The organism is Allomuricauda sp. XS_ASV26 (genome assembly GCF_041224615.1).
Taxonomy (GTDB): Bacteria; Bacteroidota; Bacteroidia; order Flavobacteriales; family Flavobacteriaceae; genus Flagellimonas; species Flagellimonas alginolytica.
This window is the reverse complement of sequence record NZ_JBGFGK010000026.1, coordinates 73,491-89,439: the sequence shown is the minus strand read 5'-3', so window position 1 is coordinate 89,439 and position 15,949 is coordinate 73,491. Positions and strand designations below refer to the sequence as shown.

14 protein-coding genes are annotated in these 15,949 nt (G+C 41.6%); 8 read left to right on the top strand and 6 right to left on the bottom strand.

Annotation, left to right across the window (positions count from 1 at the left end; all coding sequences use genetic code 11):
- Positions 1-28 precede the first annotated feature (28 nt).
- The 8 genes from AB9K32_RS00860 (at position 29) to AB9K32_RS00825 (ending at position 8,206) form a co-directional block, all read left to right on the top strand.
- The gene (locus AB9K32_RS00860; RefSeq protein WP_369884088.1) at positions 29-1,426 is read left to right on the top strand and encodes an anthranilate synthase component I family protein; all 1,398 of its coding nucleotides are present in this window, start codon (positions 29-31) and stop codon (positions 1,424-1,426) included.
- Positions 1,427-1,428: 2 nt separating this feature from the next.
- Positions 1,429-1,998 carry an aminodeoxychorismate/anthranilate synthase component II gene (locus AB9K32_RS00855; RefSeq protein WP_293296292.1) on the top strand — a complete coding sequence of 190 codons (570 nt, stop codon included), beginning with the start codon at positions 1,429-1,431 and terminating at the stop codon, positions 1,996-1,998.
- A gap of 130 nt (positions 1,999-2,128) precedes the next feature.
- Entirely contained in the window at positions 2,129-3,124 is a 996-nt protein-coding gene (gene trpD / locus AB9K32_RS00850; RefSeq protein WP_369884087.1) for an anthranilate phosphoribosyltransferase, read from the top strand.
- Between the two features lie 96 nt (positions 3,125-3,220).
- Entirely contained in the window at positions 3,221-4,006 is a 786-nt protein-coding gene (gene trpC / locus AB9K32_RS00845) for an indole-3-glycerol phosphate synthase TrpC (protein WP_369884086.1), read from the top strand.
- Positions 4,003-4,653 (top strand): phosphoribosylanthranilate isomerase, encoded by a 651-nt coding sequence (locus AB9K32_RS00840; protein ID WP_369884085.1) that lies wholly within the window; start codon positions 4,003-4,005, stop codon positions 4,651-4,653. The genes trpC and AB9K32_RS00840 overlap by 4 nt, the downstream gene beginning before the upstream one ends.
- An 11-nt stretch (positions 4,654-4,664) precedes the next feature.
- A complete protein-coding gene (gene trpB / locus AB9K32_RS00835) occupies positions 4,665-5,849 on the top strand; it encodes a tryptophan synthase subunit beta (RefSeq protein WP_369884084.1) in 1,185 nt (394 codons plus the stop codon).
- 66 nt (positions 5,850-5,915) lie between these two features.
- Positions 5,916-6,677: a tryptophan synthase subunit alpha gene (gene trpA / locus AB9K32_RS00830; RefSeq protein ID WP_252080283.1), complete on the top strand. Its 762-nt coding sequence runs from the start codon at positions 5,916-5,918 to the stop codon at positions 6,675-6,677.
- 32 nt (positions 6,678-6,709) lie between these two features.
- Positions 6,710-8,206 carry a M20/M25/M40 family metallo-hydrolase gene (locus AB9K32_RS00825; protein WP_369884083.1) on the top strand — a complete coding sequence of 499 codons (1,497 nt, stop codon included), beginning with the start codon at positions 6,710-6,712 and terminating at the stop codon, positions 8,204-8,206.
- Here the strand turns inward: AB9K32_RS00825 and AB9K32_RS00820 are convergent.
- The 6 genes from AB9K32_RS00820 to AB9K32_RS00795 form a co-directional block, all read right to left on the bottom strand.
- Entirely contained in the window at positions 8,203-8,901 is a 699-nt protein-coding gene (locus AB9K32_RS00820) for a uracil-DNA glycosylase family protein (RefSeq protein ID WP_338196162.1), read from the bottom strand. The genes AB9K32_RS00825 and AB9K32_RS00820 overlap by 4 nt on opposite strands.
- A 9-nt stretch (positions 8,902-8,910) precedes the next feature.
- A complete protein-coding gene (locus AB9K32_RS00815; RefSeq protein ID WP_369884082.1) occupies positions 8,911-10,572 on the bottom strand; it encodes a RagB/SusD family nutrient uptake outer membrane protein in 1,662 nt (553 codons plus the stop codon).
- Positions 10,573-10,728: 156 nt separating this feature from the next.
- Positions 10,729-13,275 (bottom strand): phosphoenolpyruvate carboxylase, encoded by a 2,547-nt coding sequence (locus AB9K32_RS00810; protein WP_252080289.1) that lies wholly within the window; start codon positions 13,273-13,275, stop codon positions 10,729-10,731.
- A gap of 168 nt (positions 13,276-13,443) precedes the next feature.
- The gene (gene yaaA / locus AB9K32_RS00805; protein WP_224837663.1) at positions 13,444-14,205 is read right to left on the bottom strand and encodes a peroxide stress protein YaaA; all 762 of its coding nucleotides are present in this window, start codon (positions 14,203-14,205) and stop codon (positions 13,444-13,446) included.
- An 88-nt stretch (positions 14,206-14,293) separates the two neighbouring features.
- The gene (locus tag AB9K32_RS00800; protein WP_224837662.1) at positions 14,294-15,325 is read right to left on the bottom strand and encodes an RluA family pseudouridine synthase; all 1,032 of its coding nucleotides are present in this window, start codon (positions 15,323-15,325) and stop codon (positions 14,294-14,296) included.
- 2 nt (positions 15,326-15,327) lie between these two features.
- Complete coding sequence (locus tag AB9K32_RS00795; protein ID WP_224837661.1) at positions 15,328-15,915, bottom strand: PASTA domain-containing protein; 588 nt, start codon at positions 15,913-15,915, stop codon at positions 15,328-15,330.
- Positions 15,916-15,949 lie beyond the last annotated feature (34 nt).

Sequence of the window (15,949 nt, the reverse complement as noted above, 5' to 3'; positions counted from 1 at the left end):
AGCCTTTTTTAATTTATATAAGTACCCAATGAGTTACACGCTTAAAACCCATTACAAAAAAATCCTCGCGGACACCATTACCCCCGTGAGCGTTTACCTAAAGATCAGGGACAAATTCCCCAACAGCATACTTTTGGAAAGTAGTGACTACCATGCCAACGACAACAGTTTTTCGTACATCTGCTGTAACCCGATAGCATATATCAAGGTAGAGGACGAAACCATTGTACAAAGCTTTCCCGATGGCAAAAAGGAGGTAACCGAGATTACTCCTGAAACCGACGTTACTAAAGTAATCCACAATTTTAGCAAGCAATTTAAGACCACAGAGAACGGATTTAAATTCATTTACAACGGCCTGTTCGGTTACATGGCCTATGATGCCGTACGATATTTTGAAGATGTTGAGATTAACAAAAAAAATGATTCGGTAAATATTCCCGACATATATTATGCCGTTTACCAGAACATAATCGCTATCAATCATTTTAAAAACGAAGCCTACCTTTTTGCCCACTGCTATCAGACCGAAAGCAATGTTGAAGAAATAGAACAACTCTTTAACGTACGTACTTTTTCATCGTATAATTTTAACAAGGAAGGTGACCCAAAATCCAATCTAAAGGATGAAGATTATAAAGAGCAGGTCGAATTGGCAAAAAAACATTGTCAACGTGGCGATGTGTTCCAATTGGTGCTCTCCCGAAGGTTCCAACAAAAATTTAAGGGAGATGAGTTCAATGTATATCGAGCCCTAAGATCTATTAACCCCTCCCCCTACCTTTTTTATTTTGATTATGGCAACTTTAAAATATTCGGAAGCTCGCCAGAGGCCCAACTGATCGTAAAAGATGGCAAGGCAGAGATTCATCCCATTGCCGGAACCTATAAACGTACCGGAAACGATGAAAAAGATGCCGAACTGGCAAAAAAATTGGCCCAAGACGAAAAAGAAAACAGCGAACACGTAATGCTGGTAGATCTTGCCCGAAACGATTTGAGCCGTAACGGAAATACCGTAAACGTGGAAACCTATCGAGAAGTACAGTACTTCTCCCATGTCATTCATTTGGTATCCAAAGTAACTGGCCTTAAGAAAAAAGACAGTACAACCATGAAAGTGGTGGCCGATACTTTCCCGGCAGGAACGTTGAGCGGAGCCCCCAAGCACATGGCCATGCAACTTATCGAGAAATATGAAAAAACAAGCCGTTCCTATTATGGAGGTGCCATAGGTTTTATGGATTTTGAAGGCAACTTTAACCACGCCATCATGATCCGCACATTTTTGAGCAAAAACCACGAACTGTATTACCAAGCGGGAGCAGGTCTGGTAGCAGCCTCCAATCCTGATGACGAACTCCAAGAGACCTATAATAAATTAGGTGCATTGACCAAAGCACTGGAAATCGCCGAAACAATCTAAGCATGGGAAGAAATATTTTAATGATAGACAACTACGATAGCTTTACCTACAACTTGGTACACTATCTGGAAGATTTGGATTGTGAGGTCACCGTAAAACGGAACGACCAACTCACTTTGGAGGAAGTGGAGCCATTTGACCATATTGTTCTCTCCCCTGGACCAGGAATACCGGATGAGGCGGGACTCTTAAAAGAAATCATCAAAACGTACGCACCCACCAAGCACATTTTTGGAGTGTGTTTGGGGCTACAGGCCATTGGTGAAGTGTTCGGGGGCCACTTGATCAATTTAGACCAGGTATATCACGGAGTGGACACTACCATAACTGTGACCAAGGACGACCCCATATACCATAATATGCCGAAAACGCTTCAGGTAGGTCGATACCATTCTTGGGTGGTGGACCCAAATGTACCAGATGATCTGGAAATCACCGCAGTGGACGAAAATGGGCAGATAATGTCCCTACGGCATAAAAAATATGACGTGACCGCGGTACAGTTTCATCCCGAATCGGTGCTGACACCCCAAGGCAAACAAATGTTGAAAAATTGGCTGGAAAGCAAATAATATGTAATTCCTGAAGTACCCTGAGCGAAGTCGAAGGGAAAGCAGGAATCCAAATAAACCCAATTGAATAAATTTTCCGCATCATGCTTCGACTCCGCTCAGCATCCGTTCGGAATCACAAATAAAGAAAATGAAAGAGACCTTAAATAAACTTATCAACCACGAAATACTGCCCAAAGAGGAAGCCAAACAGATTTTGGTAAATATTGCCAAAGGCGATTACAACACCTCCCAAATTGCGGCCTTCTTAACCGTTTACATGATGAGGAGCATCACCATAGAAGAACTTGAAGGATTCCGCGATGCACTTTTAGAGCTATGTTTGGCCGTTGACCTATCGGAATACAACCCCATCGACCTATGTGGAACGGGAGGCGATGGCAAGGACACCTTTAACATTTCCACCTTGGCATCATTTGTTACCGCTGGAGCGGGAATCCATGTAACCAAACATGGTAATTATGGCGTTTCCTCTAAATGTGGGAGTAGTAACGTAATGGAATTTTTGGGAATCAAATTTAGCAATGATGCCGATTTTCTAAAGAGAACTATTGAAGAGGCAGGAATTTGTGTACTTCACGCCCCCTTGTTTCACCCAGCCATGAAAAATGTAGCCCCAATCCGCAGGGAACTTGCCGTGAAGACCTTTTTCAATATGTTGGGACCGATGGTGAATCCTGCATTCCCAAAAAATCAGATGGTCGGAGTATTTAATTTGGAATTGGCCAGGATGTATGGGTATCTGTATCAGAACACCGATAAAAAATTTACGGTCTTGAATGCCTTGGACGGTTATGATGAAATATCGTTGACCGGAGACACAAAAACCATTTCCAACCATTCCGAGGGTATGCTGAGTCCTGCAGATTTTGGGGTTAACAAAGTTTCTCAAAAAGAAATAGTTGGCGGTGAAGACGTTGCGGATTCCACCCGAATATTCATGGATATTTTACAAGGCAAGGGCACAGATGCTCAGAACAATGTTGTTTGTGCCAATGCCGGCGTCGCCATAGCCACCGTAAAGGGCATTGCACCAAAAGAAGGTTTTGAAGAAGCCAAAGAATCCTTATTGAGCGGCCATGGATTGGTTGCCTTAAAAAAATTACAAGAATTGAGTAAAAACTAAATATAGATTACTAGTCATTCCTGCGAAAGCAAGAATCCAAACAAAACCAATTTTAAAAAAAATACCGTCCCATTTGCGGATTGACAAAAATATAGGATGAACATACTAGACAAAATAGTAGCCGACAAGCGTAAAGAAGTCGATTTAAAAAAATCACTGATTACCATATCCCAATTGGAAACTTCGATATTGATGGAACGAACCTCTATTTCGTTGGCTGAAGCATTACGTCAAAGCAATTCTGGCATTATTGCGGAACATAAACGTCGTTCCCCTTCAAAATCGGTCATTAACCAAGGGCTAAGTGTACAGGATGTCGCCAAGGGCTATGCCGATGCTGGTGCCTGCGGTATGTCTGTGCTCACCGATGGCAAATATTTTGGCGGCTCCTTGGATGACTTGATCCTTGCACGAGCAGCTACGAACATTCCCCTTTTACGAAAAGAATTCATCATAGATGAATACCAGGTTGTGGAAGCCAAAGCCTATGGTGCCGATGTAATATTATTAATTGCCGCCATTTTGTCCAGGGAAGAGATAAAAACCTTATCGGAATTGGCCAAAAAACTTGGATTGGATGTACTATTGGAGGTCCATAATGAAGCAGAGCTGGAAAAATCCCTAATGCCCAGTTTGGATATGCTGGGAGTGAACAACCGAAATCTAAAAACTTTCGAGGTGAGCCTGGAAACCAGTAAGACACTATCCGCCAATATTCCGGATGACTTTGTAAAGGTATCGGAAAGTGGAATCAGTTCCGTGGAGGCCATCAGAGAATTAAAAGAATTTGATTTTCAAGGCTTTTTGATCGGCGAAAATTTTATGAAAACGGACAATCCGGGAATAAGTGCTTCCGGATTCATTAAAAAATTAGAAGCGTGAAACTAAAGGTCTGCGGCATGAACCATAATCCCGAAGCGGTAGCGACTTTGCAACCCGACTATCTGGGATTTATTTTCTGGGAACCCTCCTCCCGTTATTTTTCGGGAGAAATGCCAGACTTGCCACATTCCATCAAAAGAACAGGGGTTTTTGTTAATGCGCCACTGGAGGAAATTCTGGAAAAAGTAGAAAAATATCAATTGGATGCGGTACAACTGCACGGAAAGGAAGCCCCAGATTACTGCCAGGAACTAAAAGAAAGAATTCTGTCAATTCGACCGCAGTCGAGAAATTTAGAAGTCATCAAAGTATTTTCCATTAAAGATGATTTTGATTTTGGCATCCTTAAAGATTACGAAGACGTCTGTGACTATTTCCTTTTTGACACTAAAGGAAAATTGCCCGGGGGCAACGGTTACACCTTCGATTGGTCGGTCTTGGAAAAATATCCATCTCAAAAACCTTACTTTTTAAGCGGTGGCATAGGTCTGGATTCTTTAGATAAATTAAAAGGATTTTTAAAAAGTCCTGCATCTACCATGTGTTATGCCATCGATGTGAACAGTAAATTTGAGTTAGCCCCGGGACAAAAAAATATTGAAGAACTAAAAACTTTCAGAGCATCACTGGAAAGTGATATGAACTAAAAAAAATGTCTATGAAAAGTTATCATGCAGATGAAAAGGGATACTACGGTGAGTTTGGGGGAGCATTTATTCCCGAAATGCTATACCCCAACTGTGAGGAGCTTCGGCAAAACTACCTCCGCATAATGGAGGAGCCTTCTTTTAAAGAAGAGTTCCAACAATTGTTACGGGATTATGTGGGTCGGCCCACACCACTGTATTTTGCCAAACGTCTATCCCAAAAATACAATACCAAAATCTATCTAAAACGCGAAGACCTTTGCCATACCGGTGCCCATAAGGTAAACAATACCATTGGCCAGATATTAATGGCAAAAAAATTGGGCAAAAACCGGATCATTGCAGAAACAGGTGCGGGTCAACATGGAGTGGCCACAGCTACGGTTTGTGCATTAATGGGGATCAAATGTGTGGTGTATATGGGGGAAATCGATATTGCCCGCCAAGCACCCAATGTAGCTAGAATGAAAATGTTGGGAGCCGAGGTAAGACCTGCCACATCGGGCAGTAAAACATTAAAGGACGCCACCAACGAAGCCATTCGCGATTGGATAAACAACCCCGTGGACACCCATTACATTATTGGATCGGTCGTAGGTCCCCATCCCTACCCCGACATGGTGGCGCGTTTCCAATCGGTAATTTCGGAAGAGATTAAAAAACAGTTACAAGAAAAAGAAAGTCGGGAAAATCCTGACTACGTTGTGGCCTGTGTCGGTGGGGGAAGTAATGCAGCCGGTGCTTTTTATCATTACTTGGACACCCCAGAGGTGGGCATTATTGCAGTTGAGGCCGCTGGTAAGGGAATTGATTCCGGTGAGAGTGCCGCTACTTCCGCTTTGGGAAAAGTGGGCATTATACACGGCAGTAAAACCTTATTGATGCAAACGCAAGATGGACAGATTACCGAACCCTACTCCATTTCCGCAGGATTGGATTACCCTGGTGTAGGCCCTATGCACGCCCATTTGTACGCATCGGGCCGTGGAGAGTTCATTTCCATTACCGATGATGATGCCATGAAGGCCGGATTGGAACTTTGTAAACTGGAAGGTATAATCCCAGCCATAGAAACTTCACATGCCTTGGCCATTTTCGAAGAAAGGAAATTCAATCCAGATGACGTGGTGGTGGTCAACCTATCCGGGCGAGGAGATAAGGATTTACAGAATTATATTGATTATTTCAGACTCTAGAGATCAGAAATAAGAAATTAGAAATATTTCGTGCATCTTATGTCTGACATCTAACACCTAAATACTATGAACAGAATCAAACAAAAACTACAGGAGGACAAAAAAATCCTTTCCATATATTTTTCAGCTGGTTACCCCAATTTGAACGATACCGTAAAGATTATCCAAGATTTGGAAAAGAACGGTGTCGACCTCATTGAAATCGGGCTTCCCTTTAGCGACCCTTTGGCCGATGGACCTACCATACAAGAAAGTTCCACGGCTGCCCTAAAAAATGGAATGAACACTGACCTGCTTTTTGAGCAATTGAAAGACATCCGCAAATCGGTGTCCATACCGTTGATTTTAATGGGATATTTTAATCCAGTCCTCCAATATGGAGTGGAAGCGTTTTGTGCAAAATGTGAGGAAATTGGGGTCGATGGGCTTATTCTTCCCGATCTACCGTTGGATGTGTACAAAGAAGAATATGAAATCATCTTTAAAAAACATGGATTGATCAACGTTTTTCTTATTACACCACAAACCAGCAACGAGCGCATAAAAGCGATCGACGATGCATCCGAAGGTTTTATTTATATGGTGAGCTCGGCAAGTACCACAGGAACAAAGCAAGGTTTTGGTCCCGATCAGACCAACTATTTTAATCGCATAGCACAAATGGACCTTAAAAATCCGCAGATCGTTGGCTTTGGTATCAGCAATGCCGAGACATTTGGGCAAGCTACCCAACACGCAAAAGGTGCGATCATTGGTTCGGCCTTTATAAAACACCTAACAAAAAATGGAGTGGACAAGATTGATCACTTTGTAAAGCAAATTCGTTAATTTTCCACTTTAAAGATCAACATTGATTTGTCATGAAAAAAATACTGCCCATAGTAACCTTATGCCTTACTTATTCTGTTTTTGCCCAAGATGAAGTGGCCATTAAATCCCAGGTCGCCGATGCCATTAACGAAATACGAGAATTTATAGCTATCCCCAACGATGCTCTGGACGCAGCCGACATAGACCGTAACATAATGTGGTTAAAGCGCAAGTTTGGCGATAGAGGGTTTAACTCGGCAGTATTGGAAACCGATGGTCTTCCTTTGTTTTTTGCCGCCACGCCCATGAGCGGGGACAAGCCAACGGTTCTTATTTATATGCATTTTGATGGTCAATCCGTGGACCCGTCCAAATGGAACCAACCCAACCCGTACAATGTGGTATTAAAGGCCCCGAAGGATGATGGTTTTGAAACCATGTCTTTTGATGAACTTGGAGACGACATCAATTATGATTGGCGTTTGTTCGGAAGATCTACTTCGGATGATAAATCGCCGATCGTGATGCTATTGAACGCCATGGACCTACTTAAAAAGGATGGTAAGGACATACCTTTTAATATAAAGGTGATTTTGGACAGTGAAGAAGAAAAAGGCAGTAAACCTTTGCCGGCAGCTGTGAAACAATACCGTGAACTCCTTGAGTCGGATTTTTTAATGATCGTGGACGGACCTGTACACGCGTCCGAAAACCCTACTGTAGTTTATGGTTGCCGTGGTATTACCACTTTGACCCTCACTACTTACGGCCCCATTAAACCGCAACATAGCGGACATTATGGCAACTATGCTCCAAACCCAGGTTTTCAGTTAGCACAATTATTGGCAACCATGAAAGATGCCGAAGGAAGGGTAACGATCTCCGGCTATTATGACGGTATAACTATTGACAAAACCACCGATTCCATATTAAAAAGTGTACCCGATAACGATGCGGCCATTGCCGAAAACCTCCAATTTAAAACTTCGGAAAAAGTAGGAAGTTTTTACCAAGAAGCCCTGCAATATCCCTCTTTGAACATTCGCGGATTAAGTTCTGGATGGGTTGGAGAAAAAGCGCGCACCATTGTTCCCGAAAGTGCAACTGCGGAACTGGATTTAAGATTGGTGGTAGAAAGCGATGGAAATCGGCTAAAACAATTGGTGAAAGATCATATAGCCCAGCAAGGCTATAAAGTTTTAGATCACGAGCCTTCCAAAGAAGAGCGTTTGCAATTCGATAAAATTGTTACCGTAAAAGAGAGGAGTGTTACGGATGCGTTCCGTACGGATCTAAATGACCCATATGGTATTTTTATAGTAAATACCTTAAACAACAGTTTTGACAAGGAAGTCATTCAAATACGCACCATGGGCGGTACGGTCCCCATATCCCCCTTTGTGAACGAATTAAAGATTCCTGCCTTTATTGTTCCCGTGGTAAACCCCGACAACAACCAACATAGTCCCAACGAAAATATAAAGATTGGCCAGTTGGCTTATGGAATAAAGACATTTTATAGTATTCTATCCAATAAAATCGATTAAAAGAACTCCCGATATTGTAGTACCCTAAAATCCAGTGTATTGAATGCTGGATTTTTTTGTTTCATTTGCTTGTAGGCCTGTAAACTTCCCACAGCTCGGTTGGCAGCTCCCGAAGGTGCAGTCAGCGAAACGGTTTTAATGGTTCTCGACTGCCCTCGCACTGACGTTGTACTCGGAGTGATCGGCAACTCCAAATGATGAATTCGGGGCACGTCGTCGGAGACCACATCGAGTTTTAAGTTATACTCCTTTAGTTGCCTGCGAAAGAAATATTCGGGACCATTTTTACTATTCCCGCCTGTAAACAAAAGGGTATCGATATTCGGGTACTTTTGTAAATATCCGACTAAATCACGTAGCACAACATTTTGCATTCCGATGTCGGATGCATCTATTTTTTCCCTATCGGCACTTTCCACAATATCACAAACCCCTATTTTGTTCTTGATCAAGAACTGTTTTCGCTGTTGTACCGCCTCATCTGTAGTTTCATAAGTTAATCCCAGTTGGAATATTCTATCCAAAATGGGCCATAACTGTCCGTTACAGCTGCCATAGCAAAAATCCACATCTTGTGGTTTTAGGTCACCTGTGGTAAACCGTGGGGGAGGCAGGGTACCTACAATCAATTTAGTGGCCTGCGATAACAAAAACGGTTTATAGGGATGTGTATGTTTAAAAGGTAGTGTAGTCAAAATCCAATTTTAATAACCTTCATTTTGAACCACATCCGGGTTCAGGCTCATTTCTCCCTGAGGTATGGGCCAGATGTATTCGTGATTTTGAAAGTCCCTTGCCAACTCTGGGTAATTTTGATTGTATTCCAATATCTCGGACTCAAGAGCATTCATTCGAATAAGGTCATCCTTAAATTGTCCTTCCAAACAAAACTCCAAACGTCTTTCCTTTAAAATTAGGCTAGAAAACTCTTCTTGAGTCAACCCACTTTGAGCATCATGCTCCAAATCGCCAAAAGCTCTTCTTCTCACCAAATTCAAAGCATTATATGCTTTAGCTGTAGGGCCATTCAGCTTATTTTCGGCCTCTGCTATCATTAGATACACGTCAGCTGCTCTTAAATAGGGGTAATCAAATGACTCTGAATTCAATACACTGATTTCCTCGACTTCCTTTATAAATTTATATGGTCGCCAATTTTCCATTAAAGTTTCATCTATTAAATTCCCATCATCAAACGAAAATGTGGCTATATTTTGATGAAATCTCGAATCGCTATTTTCAATCGGAAAACTAACCGGTTCGGAGGGTTCCATTTCTTTCTCAAAATAGGAATTTATAAAATTAGGAACCAACAATAAACGATCGCTTAATGAAATACCCATAGGCCCCCAAGAGACACTATAATTGCCCGAGTTATCAAAACCAATACCGAAAATAACCTCTGTATTCGAACTTTCATTTTGGATTGAAAAAACATCCGAATAGTTTTCTTCCAAAGTATAACTCCCTACAACTTTCTCCAATTCCAATAACGCAAGACTATATTTATCAGTTTGATTCATAGGAAAACCTGCCATCGTAAGGTAAACTTTTCCAAGTAGAGCAGTGGCAGCTTCCTTTGATGCTTTTTCTTTGCCCAATCCAGAGGACAAATTCTGCTGCGCAAATGTTAAATCCTCTACAATTTGTTCAAATACAACTTCCCTACCTTGTTCAAATGTTGGCGGATTATCAGGGTCTACACCAGCTGTAGTGACCAAAACAGGATTTCCGTAAAGTTTAACCAAATTGAAGTACAATAGTGCTCGCAGGAAACGAAACTCGGATTCTAAGTGAACTGTATTCACTTCCCCATTCAATGCTGAATCTAAGTCCGTTAGCTCTTCCAAACCTATATTCGTAAGATTAATAACTCTATAATGCTCTGACCATACTTCGTTGATTACATAGTTACTCGAATGAAAATAGTAATTATCCAAATCGCCAAATCTACCCATCGAATTAGGGTTTATCCTGGTCACACCTGTTCCAATATCACCCCAATAATGGGAATAACCATTGGCATCGAACAAAAATTCTGTTTTCAACTGGTCATATATATTCTTCAAAAAAACATCAAAGTCAATTGGAATTTCTGAAATAGGGTCAGGCGCCATAACAGCTTCGATGACCACTACTTGATTTTCTTGCACATTTACATCAACTGAGACGCTGACATCAGAAAACGAAGGGGTGAGAATAACCTCATATTTTCCAATGGGTATATTGTTGTATACAACCTTTCCCATTGCATCGGTTATTTTCTCTTTAGTTTTAGGTACAGTGGTAACAGTAACATCTGGCATAGCGGTTCCGCTTTCGTAAACCGCCATTACTTCCAAAGTGCCCAATTGTTCTAATTCCATTCCTTTATCCTGGTCATTGGAACAGGAAAATAAAAACATTGTAAATACAATTGACAGATTATGAAATAATCTTCTCAAATGAGGTAGTTTTGTCATTTGATAAACTTGAAGCTAGGATTATATTGTTTATTCATAAAAATACACAAAAAATTTCCCCTAAGCCGAATTTCTGCTGGCATTGATATTTCCATATAAGGAACGAGTAACGATTTTCTCGTACAATTCTTTGTATTCAGAATTTTGTGTGATATGGTACAGGGCATTTTGCTGTATCACCAACAAGGGCAATACAATTTGCTCCCTTATTTTAACGGATTCCCGCGATACGGCTTCATCCTCCATCAAAATCTTATCCCCCGAAATCTGCAACAGCATTTTTTTGGACAACTGGAACTCGTCGTTCAAAATGTTCCAGAAAGCTCCGAACTCTGGATCTTCCTTCATGTAACTCGTCAGGTTAAAATTGGACTTGGCCAAGGACATCATACTGTTGTGCATCAAAGCTCTAAAAAATGGGACATCTTTGTACAACTTTTTCACTTCGTTCAGTCGCCCTTCTTCTTTTAACTTGTTAATGGCCGTACCCAATCCAAAATAACCGGGAACATTTTGTTTTAACTGGCTCCACGACCCCACAAAAGATATGGCGCGTAAATCCGAAAGCGTTAGCTGTTTTTTGTTTCCGCGCTTTCCTGGTCTACTGCCAATATTGGCCTTGGTATAATATTTTAATGTACTTCTGTGCTCCAGGTAGGGCATAAATTTCTCGTGCTGTTTTAAAGCATCGTATTTGTCGAAACTGAGTTCCGAGAGCTCCTCTATCAATTTACGTTGTGCCGCGGAGATAGTGAGTTCCTTGCCAAATAAGTTATTGCTCAATCCAGCGGTGAGCAACTGCTCGGAGTTGTGGATAAACTGCTCTTTGGTCCCATAGGTACTGGTAATGGTCTGCCCTTGAATGGTAAGCTGAATCTCATGATTGGCCACATCCTTGGTCTGTGCGGCGTAGAATCTGTGTGTTTTACCACCACCACGTGCTGGCGGTCCTCCCCTACCATCAAAGAAAATAGCGGCGATACCGTTCTTTTTACAGACTTTGCTCAAGGTTTCCTTGGTCTTTAAAATAGACCAGTTGGCTTTTAGGTACCCCCCATCTTTGGTACCATCCGAAAATCCGAGCATTATGGTGTGTACGTCCCTTCTTCTTTCCAGATGTTGCCTATATTGTGGAATATCGAACAAGGTTTGCATCACTTTTTCTGAAGCGTCCATACCTTTCATGGTCTCGAACAGTGGAACAATGTCAAATGTGATCTTTTTCTCGTCCCATCCACTCCACCTAAACAAACCGAACACGAACAAGACCGAAAAAATATCTTCCGAATTACTGATGATGTATCGGTTGCAGCCTTCTTCACCGTTTTTTTCTTGTATCGCTTTTAGGTTTTGGATATTCGTAATGGTGTCCTTTACAATCTCATCTTCAAAGTCCTTTGGGTCGAGATTAAAATTTTCTTTGAGCAAGAGCCTTACCAGTTCCCCTTCACTCAACTCGTGTACGTTTTCCTTGATAACTCCATGCTTTTTTAGCACAGTTTCCACGGCCAACAAATGCTTACTGTGATCTTGACGGATATCCAAGGTGGCAAAATGTGTCTTAAAAATATGTACCTTATCCATAAACTGATCCAACTCGTCCAAATACAATTCGTGATAATTGTCAATCAGTTTTTCGCGGACACCATTTAAACAGGCGATGATTTCCTCGTAAGAAACAAGCACATCTGGGTTGAACATGGCTTTGTACAGCTTATCGCTCAACGCATTGATGTCTACCTGCATATCCTTGAATGTAAGTTTTTTGCGAAGGCCCTTCAATTCGTTATAATAGCATTTCATTAAAGTAAGCCTTAATTCATCCGCCACCTGTTTGGTGATATCGGCCGTTACGTAGGGGTTCCCATCACGATCGCCACCAGGCCAAAATCCGAGTTTCATCAGGTTGTAATTATTAAACTTATCGTCCCGAATATTACTTTTTACATATTGGTACAATTCGCCAACGGCATCATAATACGTATTACGAAGTATGTAGATAATGTTTTTTGCCTCGTCCAAAGGCGTTGGTTTTTTTGCATTGATCAGTGAGGTAAGCCCCAATTGCTGCAAGGTTACGTCAATATCATGAATCCTGTCCTCATCGATCAAAGTGCGCAATTCTGCAATAATATCCAATATGGCGGGGGTATAGAACTGCGTTGGATGCGCGGTCAGAACGATTCGCGCACTAAAGGTGGAGAGTTTTTTGGAGACCTTGTCCCAGTTTTTGGTGCGGTTCACCAATTCAAAATAATCCTTAATGGTCAAAGAGCTACTGTATTTTTGAAGTTTGGAGAAGGCCGAATCCTCCACACTATCGTAAAGTACCACTTGGCGTTCCACATACTGCACGATCTTGAACATAAAGTCCAACCGCTCCCGTTCGTCTTTGATATCCACAAAATTGGTAAAAAACACCTCTAAAATCTCTTGGGGATCTTTACCTTCTTTTAAGCCTTTCTCGCACTGATCTAGCAATAATGGGATAAGAACCCCTACATTTTCTATATTGTTGTAGGGCAAGCTCAAAAAAAGACTGTTGTAAATGTTGAACTTATTGGTTACCGTTTTTTTAAATTCCTCTAACCGTTTAGTCTGCTGCATGTATTTATTTTAAGTTGATGTTATCATGGACGAACACCCAAAGTTCGCGAATTATACGTAACCTTTGGGTTAAATTTAAACGTATCACAATTTGAAGTACGTCGTGCCTTATTGTAACAACGTGATTGGTTGTGACAACTTAAAAATTACTTTGATCTTACCAAAGTTTTATCGAATAAAAACTGGCTGGTCTTTCTTTACGGTGTGTTCCTCGCTGTACAAATAGCCATCATAATCAAAATTCTTGATGTCATCCAATGTTTGGGCACCGGAATCAATAATGTACCGTACCATAGATCCACGTGCTTTTTTGGCAAAGAAACTGATGATTTTGAGTTTGTCGTTCTTCCAATCCTTAAAAACCGGTGCTATTACCGGCACTTTAAGTTTTTTGACATCTACTGCACTAAAGTATTCGTTGCTTGCAAGGTTTACAAATAGTTCATCTTCCTCAAGTTCGTTGTTCAAGGCATTGGTAATTTGATCTTTCCAAAACTCGTACAGATTTTTTTTACGGCCTACCTTTAACTGCGTCCCCATTTCCAATCGGTATGGCTGCATTAGGTCCAATGGTTTTAAAACACCGTACAGGCCGGATAATATCCGCAGCGTACTTTGCAAACGGTCCAACTTATCTTCGGGAATGGTATAGGCATCCAGACCTTGGTACACATCTCCGTTAAAAGCATACACTGCCGGCCTTGCATTGTCAACGGTAAAGGGCAATTCAAAATTTTGATTGCGGTCCCAGTTCAAATCCGCAAGTTTATCGGAAATGGACATAAGTTCCGACAGGGCTTTGGGCTTCTTCTTCTTTAATACAGCATTTAGCTTTTGGGCTTGTTCCAAAAATTGGGGCTGACTATATTTTGATGTAGGCAAAGTGGTTTCGTAATCAAGTGACTTTGCCGGTGATATCACAATTTTCATATGGTTCCATTTTTTGTAAAAATAACGAGGATTTTACTTATTTGGACAGATGGGCCAATGGTGTTTTCAATCTTAGGATCGAAGAAACCTATGATTCGTGATGCTTGGCATAACCGCGCCATTTTTCGATACACTGGACCATATCTTCGGGCAGATCGGAATCAAAACGCATAAACTTGCCTGTTACCGGATGCTCAAAGCCCAATGTTTTGGCATGCAAAGCTTGCCTTGGCAATACCTTAAAGGCATTCTCCACAAATTGCTTGTATTTGGTAAAGGTGGTCCCTTTTAAAATTCTGTCGCCTCCATAGCGCTCATCATTGAACAAGGTATGGCCTATATATTTCATGTGGACCCGAATTTGGTGGGTTCTACCGGTTTCCAGCCTGCAGGACACCAAGGTAACGTATCCAAAGCGCTCCAATACCTTGTAATGTGTCACAGCTTCCTTTCCTTCATCTCCCTCCGGAAAAACCATCATCTGTAGGCGGTTTTTGGGGTTTCGTGCAATATGCCCTTCAATGGTACCTTCGTCTTCGGTTACATTGCCCCAGACCAAGGCCACATATTCCCGTTCACTGCTTTTTTCGAAAAATTGTTGCGCCAAGTGGGTCATTGCTGCTTCCGTTTTGGCAATTACCAATAATCCGGAGGTGTCTTTATCGATCCGGTGGACCAGACCAGGTCTATCCGAACTATTATTGGGCAAATTTTCAAAATGGTACACCAAGGCATTAATCAAGGTACCCGAGTAATTTCCATGCCCCGGGTGCACCACCATGCCTGCCGGTTTGTTCACCACCAAAAGTATGTCGTCCTCGTAAACAATGTCCAATGGTATATCTTCCGGGGTCAACAAAAACTCATAGGGCGGATGCTCGAACATAACCTTCACCTCATCCCCTGCTTTTACCTTGTAATTTTGTTTTACAATGGAGTCGTTTACCCAAATATGGCCTTTTTTGGCCGCTTGTTGAATCTTGTTACGAGTGGCGTTCTCAATAAAATTCATCAAAAATTTATCCACTCGCAAAGGGTCTTGGCCCTTAGATGCCACAAAGGCATAATGCTCATAAAGATCATCCTGAGAAAGTTCGTCCTGGTTTTCCGAAATATCCATAGTTAGTTGGAGTCTGCCTTTACCCTTGCACTGCCGGGAATGGTCCCGTTTCCACAAATTAATTCCACCTTGGAGGTTTTGGGCAATCTGTCGCCCGGCTTTATATATTTCCCCTTAAACTTCATGTTGTACACCATGTCCTTGCCCAACTCATCAATATAGGTAACACGCTCCACATCCAGCCCTACGGCCTTTAGCATAGATGCAGCATTACGTTGGGTAACCTGAATGATATCCGGTACACTTACCTTTTTATATCCTGATGGATTTACCGTAAAATAAATTTTACGGTTGGCCTTTACCTTGTTGCCAGCAGGAGGGTTTTGTTCCAAAATTGAAAATCTTGGATACTCGGGATTGTAGTTGGATGAATCCAAAACCTGATATCTGAGACCAGCTTCCTCCACTGCTTTTCGCATTTCCATAACCGACATTTTGGAGAAATCCGGCACCTCCACAAATTCCCCGTGATTGGTAGTTCCCTTGAGCCATTGCAATGCGACGAACACCAAAACAACTATAGCTATTGCCGCCAATCCAAGTTGGATAAAAAAAGTCTTGCTCTTTAAAAAGTTGAAAAAATTCTTCATGTATTTCACCTTAACGGAACAAATATAGGAAAGC

Excerpts from the sequence above, each read along its gene's own strand:
- AB9K32_RS00860 (WP_369884088.1), top strand. The coding sequence starts at position 29 with ATGAGTTACACGCTTAAAACCCATTACAAAAAAATCCTCGCGGACACC.
- AB9K32_RS00855 (WP_293296292.1), top strand. The coding sequence starts at position 1,429 with ATGGGAAGAAATATTTTAATGATAGACAACTACGATAGCTTTACCTAC.
- trpD (WP_369884087.1), top strand. The coding sequence starts at position 2,129 with ATGAAAGAGACCTTAAATAAACTTATCAACCACGAAATACTGCCCAAA.
- trpC (WP_369884086.1), top strand. The coding sequence starts at position 3,221 with ATGAACATACTAGACAAAATAGTAGCCGACAAGCGTAAAGAAGTCGAT.
- trpB (WP_369884084.1), top strand. The coding sequence starts at position 4,665 with ATGAAAAGTTATCATGCAGATGAAAAGGGATACTACGGTGAGTTTGGG.
- trpA (WP_252080283.1), top strand. The coding sequence starts at position 5,916 with ATGAACAGAATCAAACAAAAACTACAGGAGGACAAAAAAATCCTTTCC.
- AB9K32_RS00825 (WP_369884083.1), top strand. The coding sequence starts at position 6,710 with ATGAAAAAAATACTGCCCATAGTAACCTTATGCCTTACTTATTCTGTT.
- AB9K32_RS00815 (WP_369884082.1), bottom strand. The coding sequence starts at position 10,572 with ATGGAATTAGAACAATTGGGCACTTTGGAAGTAATGGCGGTTTACGAA.
- AB9K32_RS00810 (WP_252080289.1), bottom strand. The coding sequence starts at position 13,275 with ATGCAGCAGACTAAACGGTTAGAGGAATTTAAAAAAACGGTAACCAAT.
- yaaA (WP_224837663.1), bottom strand. The coding sequence starts at position 14,205 with ATGAAAATTGTGATATCACCGGCAAAGTCACTTGATTACGAAACCACT.
- AB9K32_RS00800 (WP_224837662.1), bottom strand. The coding sequence starts at position 15,325 with ATGGATATTTCGGAAAACCAGGACGAACTTTCTCAGGATGATCTTTAT.
- AB9K32_RS00795 (WP_224837661.1), bottom strand. The coding sequence starts at position 15,915 with ATGAAGAATTTTTTCAACTTTTTAAAGAGCAAGACTTTTTTTATCCAA.